This is a genomic window from Photobacterium sp. OFAV2-7 (assembly GCF_022347985.1).
Lineage (GTDB): Bacteria > Pseudomonadota > Gammaproteobacteria > Enterobacterales > Vibrionaceae > Photobacterium.
This window is the reverse complement of record NZ_JAKRFQ010000301.1, coordinates 1-5,421: the sequence shown is the minus strand read 5'-3', so window position 1 is coordinate 5,421 and position 5,421 is coordinate 1. Positions and strand designations below refer to the sequence as shown.

Genomic DNA, 5,421 nt, shown 5'->3' with positions numbered 1-5,421 from the left:
AGCGCATTGAGCAGCACTGTCTGCATCTTGATGCGTTTGTCCGTGCCCACCCAGATGCCCAAAATGAACAAGGAACTTCCTGATGACAGAGAACGGTGATGATCCTACTTTTCAGGTAAATTCGACGGCTCATCCACAAATAATGTGGATGCCTGAGAAAGATCGTATTCATGACAGCCTGCTGTACCAGTTCATGGTGGATCTAAGCGAAAAAAAGAACACCTTGTACCATGATTACAACCAGCTTCATCACTGGACCATCGAACACAGTGAAGAATTTTGGGACATGCTGTGGGACTTCTGTGACGTCATGGGCGAAAAAAACCTACCAATCACCCAATGCCCTGCTAACAGCCAGTTGCCGGCCAAAGAAACCCAATGGTTTCCTCATGCAAGCCTCAACTTTGCCGAGAATTTACTTAATAACTGGAATCTTCACGCCGCTGCCGATGCCATTGTCTTCCATTGCGAAGGGGTTCCAGAGAGGCGCCAGCATCTTAGCTGGCAACAGCTATACCGCCAGACCTCGCAAGTTGCCGCTTTTATGGCTGAAAACGGGGTTAAACAAGGTGACGTCGTTGCCGCCTATATTCCCAATATTCCCCAGGCAATCGTAGCGATGCTGGCTACGGCTTCACTGGGGGCTATATGGACTTCAACCTCCCCGGACTTTGGCGTGGAAAGCGTTGTTGAGCGATTTGGCCAGACTAAGCCCAAGCTATTGATCTGTGCCGATGGCTACTTCTACAACGGGAAAACGCACAACAGCCTGGATAAAGTCAGTGCGATGCTGGAGAAACTCCCCAGTGTGAAGCAATTGCTGCTCATCCCCTATATAGAAGACAGCAAGACAGAAGGTGACAATACAATAGAAAATGAAAGAGGCACCGTTTCTCGGGCTTCTGGCCAGCAACCGGTAACGACAGCGTGGTGGGATGAAATGCTCAAGCAATACCCGGCATGCCCCCTTTCTTTCACTCAGGTACCGTTCAATCATCCTCTGTATATCCTCTACTCTTCGGGAACAACAGGAAAACCCAAATGCATCGTCCATAATACCGGCGGGACCTTGCTCAATCACCTCAAAGAGCACCAGCTACACTGCAATCTCAAATCAGGAGACCGGCTGTTTTACTTCACCACCTGCGGCTGGATGATGTGGAACTGGATGGTCAGCGGTCTGGCAACCGGGGCCAGTCTGGTGATTTATGATGGCTCGCCCTTCTTTCCTGATGGCAATGTATTGTGGGACATGGCCGAACAGGAATCGGTTACTCTGTTCGGTACATCAGCGAAATACCTCGAAGCGCTAGAAAAGCAAGGCTACCAGCCGGCATCAAACCATGATTTATTGTCCCTCAATACCTTGTGCTCGACCGGTTCAGTACTGGCCCCCGAGCAGTTCGACTACGTCTATCAAGCGATAAAATCCGATTTACAGCTCGCGTCTATTTCCGGCGGCACTGACATCTGCGGCTGTTTTGCCATCGGGAATCCCCTCAATCCCGTCTACCGGGGAGAATGCCAAGGACGAGCGCTGGGTATGGATGTGCAGGTGTTTGATGATAACGGCCGTTCACTGTTCCAGCAGCAGGGAGAGCTGGTTTGCTGCAATAGCTTCCCCAATCAGCCAATCGGCTTTTGGAATGACGAGGATGGCAGCCGCTATCACAAGGCCTATTGGCATACCTTTCCCAACACCTGGCACCATGGTGATTTTGTCTCGCTGAGCGAAACAGGTGGAATGACCTTCTACGGCCGCTCTGATGCCATACTAAACCCCGGTGGAGTGCGGATTGGTACCGCCGAGATCTACCGTCAGGTGAATCCTCTCGACGAGATCACCGACTCGGTGGTTATCGGCCAACACTGGCACAACGATATTCGGGTGGTGCTCTTTGTCCAGCTAGCAGAGGAATGCGAACTGGATGATGAACTAAAGGCAACGATTTGCCAGCGGATCAGACAGCATTGTTCGCCGCGCCATGTACCGGCAGTCATACTGGCGGTTAATGATATTCCCCGCACTAAATCCGGCAAACTAGTCGAACTGGCCGTACGAAACATCGTCCATCACCAGCCAGTCAAGAATGTCGGGGCACTGGCAAATCCGCAAGCCCTTGAACAGTATAAAAATCACCCAGAGTTACAAGATGAAGCAAATTAAGTTGTCCAATCTGGCTCAGATAGGTTTATAGAATGATATGATGCCTTCATCAGGCTACAAGGAGAACTGTTACCCAAATGAAGCGCATTCCAACCAACATTATCACCGGCTTTTTAGGTGCCGGAAAAACGACTTCCATACTTTCTCTGCTGGCGCGTAAGCCAGAAAATGAAAAGTGGGCGATTCTAATCAACGAGTTTGGCAATATCGGCGTTGATGGTGCGATTCTTGACCAACAGGGCGCTATCGTGAAAGAAGTACCGGGTGGTTGCATGTGCTGTGTAGCAGGCTTACCGATGTCCGTTGGCATTAATGCTCTCTTGGCACAAAAGCCTGATCGTCTGCTGCTCGAGCCGACCGGTCTTGGCCACCCGAAGGAAGTGATCGCCAAGCTCACTTCTGAGAGCTACCGTAACTATATCGACCTGAAGGCAACCATTACTGTTGTCGATCCGCGTCATTTTTCCGATACCCAGTATACCGACAACCAAAACTTCCAGGATCAACTCGCGCTGGCAGATGTTGTTGTCGCTAACAAAATAGACCAGTGCGCTAACGAAGATCTGGCTGCTTTTGAGGCATTTACTGCCAAATTCGATCCTGCAAAAGCCGCCATTGGCAAAGTTGAACAAGGTCAGCTTGACCTCGAATGGCTGGCTATCGAGCGAACTGAGCGTCAGGCACAGCACAGCCATCATCACCACAGTCACGGCGAAGCCGCGCCATTGGAAGAATTTGAATTGGCTCCCGGCGAAACCTTTGCCCGTCGCGAAAACAGCGGCCAGGGCTATCGCAGCTGCGGCTGGTTCTTCGCCGCCGATCAAGTTTTCGACTTTTCTAAACTCTTTACCCTGCTTTCCAATGTCAACGCCCAGCGTGTCAAAGCCGTGGTTAATACAGAGCGTGGCTGCTTTGCCTTCAACGTGGTCAACCAGGTCGTCTCAGTCAACGAGCTATCGCTGAACGGCTTCGAGTCACGGATAGAATTTATCGACAAAGAAGCACTACCGTGGGATGAGCTAGAGGAGATCCTGTGCTCTTTGGTCACGGCTCAATCATGATTTGCGACTCAAGATTTTGAATTTCATGCTAATAATGAGTATGGATAGCATTAGAATTGCAGTCGAACAGAATTAATTTGTCCATTGAAAGGCCCTGTTTGGCAATGGACCTAATCACAAGCAAGGAGCAAATATGCTAAACCCTGCTACTGCGAAAGCAGTCATTGATCATGCGCTATTCCTCGGTGCTGACTTTGCTGAACTCTTCGTTGAGCATCACCAGTCCAGTTCCGTCGAGCTTATCTCCGGCGACATTGACAAGGTAAACTCAGGTATCGACTTCGGTATCGGGATTCGCTTGTTCTTCGGTTATAAAGTGCTGTACGGCTACACCAACAGTACTGATGAAGAAGAGCTCAAGCGTGTTACCGGGCTGCTGGCAGCCAAGGACAAGCGAGACCAGATTGCCAATGCGGCAGCCTTGAACCTCAGCCGCTATAGCAACAAACACCAATGCAAACAGCCACTGGCACAAGGGGCCAACCTTGAAGCAAAAATCGCTTTCCTGAGAGACACAGATCAAGCTGCCCGTGGCGAAGACGAAAAGATCTCTCAATTCATCGGTCGCATTCTGCAGCGCGAGCAGCAGATCGAGATCTTTAACTCAACCGGCCTGCATATCGGTGACACACGCCACTATACACGCGTCGCAGCTACAGCTATTGCCCAGAACGGCAGTGAGCAATCTACAGGCTTTGAGGCACCTGGCGCCCTGACAGGCTGGGAATTCAATACCCGCCTTGATGCCCGCGAATTGGGCCAGCACGTTGCCAAGCAGGCCATGGTGAAGCTGTTTGCCGATAACTGCCCATCCGGCGAGATGCCCGTTATCATCGGTAACGGCTTTGGTGGCGTGATATTCCACGAGGCCTGTGGTCACCTGCTTGAAACAACATCGGTTGCCAAGAAAGCCTCGGTATTCCACGACAAGATGGGCGAAATGATCGCCAACCCTGTCGTCAATGCTGTAGATGACGGCACCATGACCAACGAATGGGGCTCTATCAATATTGATGATGAGGGCATGGAGACTCAACGCACTCAGCTTATCAAAGACGGCAAGTTAACCAGCTTTATGGTTGACCACATGGGCTCGCTCAAGACTGGTTATGAACCAACAGGTTCCGGCCGTCGTGAATCATACAAGTTCGCCCCGACATCACGGATGCGCAATACCTTTATCGAGCCCGGTGACAGTTCACTGGACGAGATGATCAGCAGCGTCGAACACGGTATTTTTGCCAAGAAGATGGGCGGCGGCTCGGTTCAGCCGGGCACAGGCGAATTCAACTTCGCCGTGCAGGAAGCCTACCTGATTGAAAATGGCCAAATCACCAAACCGCTGAAATCAGCCACGCTAATCAGCACAGGGCCAAAAGTGCTGAAAGAGATCAGCATGGTGGGCAAGGACTTTGAACTGGCAGCCGGTATGTGTGGCTCTGTCAGCGGTTCGGTGCCGACAACAGTGGGACAACCGGCTCTGAAAGTCGACAATATTCTTGTGGGGGGTGGCAACTAATGGCCGATCAAAACAAACTTCAACAGGCAATTGATCAGGTTCTGGATCGTGCCAAAGCCGCCGGTGCCGAAGCCGACGTTATTGCCAACTGCAGCAATAACTTTTCACTGAAAGCCAACGCCGGTGAGCTTGATGAGTACAAAGTAACGTCAGGCCAGGTTATTGGCGTTCGTGTCGTCAAAGATCAACGTATTGCGACCTGCTATTCAGAATCACTAGAGCCAGCCAGCCTGGATACCATGGTGGAACATGCGCTGCAAAACGCCCTGTATACCAAGCAGGACGAACACCAGACGATCAGCTGTATCAACAGCCAGTTAACCACTGACGTTGCCGAAATCTATCAACAGGACGAAGCAACTGTTGATGACAAAATAGCCCTTGCCCTGTCATTAGAGAGCGGCGTTGTTTCCAAGCCTAACGCCAAAGCCGCTCCTTACAACGGCTTCGGCGAGTCAGACAGCCAGGTCATTATTGCGAACACACGGGGAACCTTGTGTCAGCATCAGGAGCGTTCGACCTACTGTTACGCCTATACTCTTTACGAGCATGAAGACAAGCAGTCAATGCACGGTGGCATGTCATCGGGCCGACGCTTCGACGAGCTTGATCCTAACTACTGTATTAACCACGGCTATGAAACTGCCAAGGCGTTGCTAGATGGTTCACCGGTT

At 51.1% G+C, this 5,421-nt stretch carries 4 protein-coding genes; all 4 read left to right on the top strand.

Annotated elements, in window-relative coordinates:
- The first annotated feature begins 82 nt into the window (after positions 1-82).
- Positions 83-2,167: an acetoacetate--CoA ligase gene (locus tag MHN01_RS15205; RefSeq protein ID WP_239412120.1), complete on the top strand. Its 2,085-nt coding sequence runs from the start codon at positions 83-85 to the stop codon at positions 2,165-2,167.
- 77 nt (positions 2,168-2,244) lie between these two features.
- Positions 2,245-3,228, top strand: coding sequence for a GTP-binding protein (locus tag MHN01_RS15200; protein WP_239412119.1), 984 nt, complete (start codon positions 2,245-2,247; stop codon positions 3,226-3,228).
- Positions 3,229-3,361: 133 nt separating this feature from the next.
- On the top strand, positions 3,362-4,747 hold the full coding sequence (locus MHN01_RS15195) for a TldD/PmbA family protein (RefSeq protein WP_239412118.1): 1,386 nt from the start codon (positions 3,362-3,364) through the stop codon (positions 4,745-4,747).
- A partial coding sequence (locus MHN01_RS15190; RefSeq protein WP_304622858.1) for a PmbA/TldA family metallopeptidase occupies positions 4,747-5,421 on the top strand: 675 nt, incomplete at its 3' end. The genes MHN01_RS15195 and MHN01_RS15190, both read left to right, overlap by 1 nt.

What these genes read in the sequence shown, in the direction of transcription:
- MHN01_RS15205 (WP_239412120.1), top strand. Translation starts at nt 83, where the DNA reads ATGACAGAGAACGGTGATGATCCTACTTTTCAGGTAAATTCGACGGCT.
- MHN01_RS15200 (WP_239412119.1), top strand. Translation starts at nt 2,245, where the DNA reads ATGAAGCGCATTCCAACCAACATTATCACCGGCTTTTTAGGTGCCGGA.
- MHN01_RS15195 (WP_239412118.1), top strand. Translation starts at nt 3,362, where the DNA reads ATGCTAAACCCTGCTACTGCGAAAGCAGTCATTGATCATGCGCTATTC.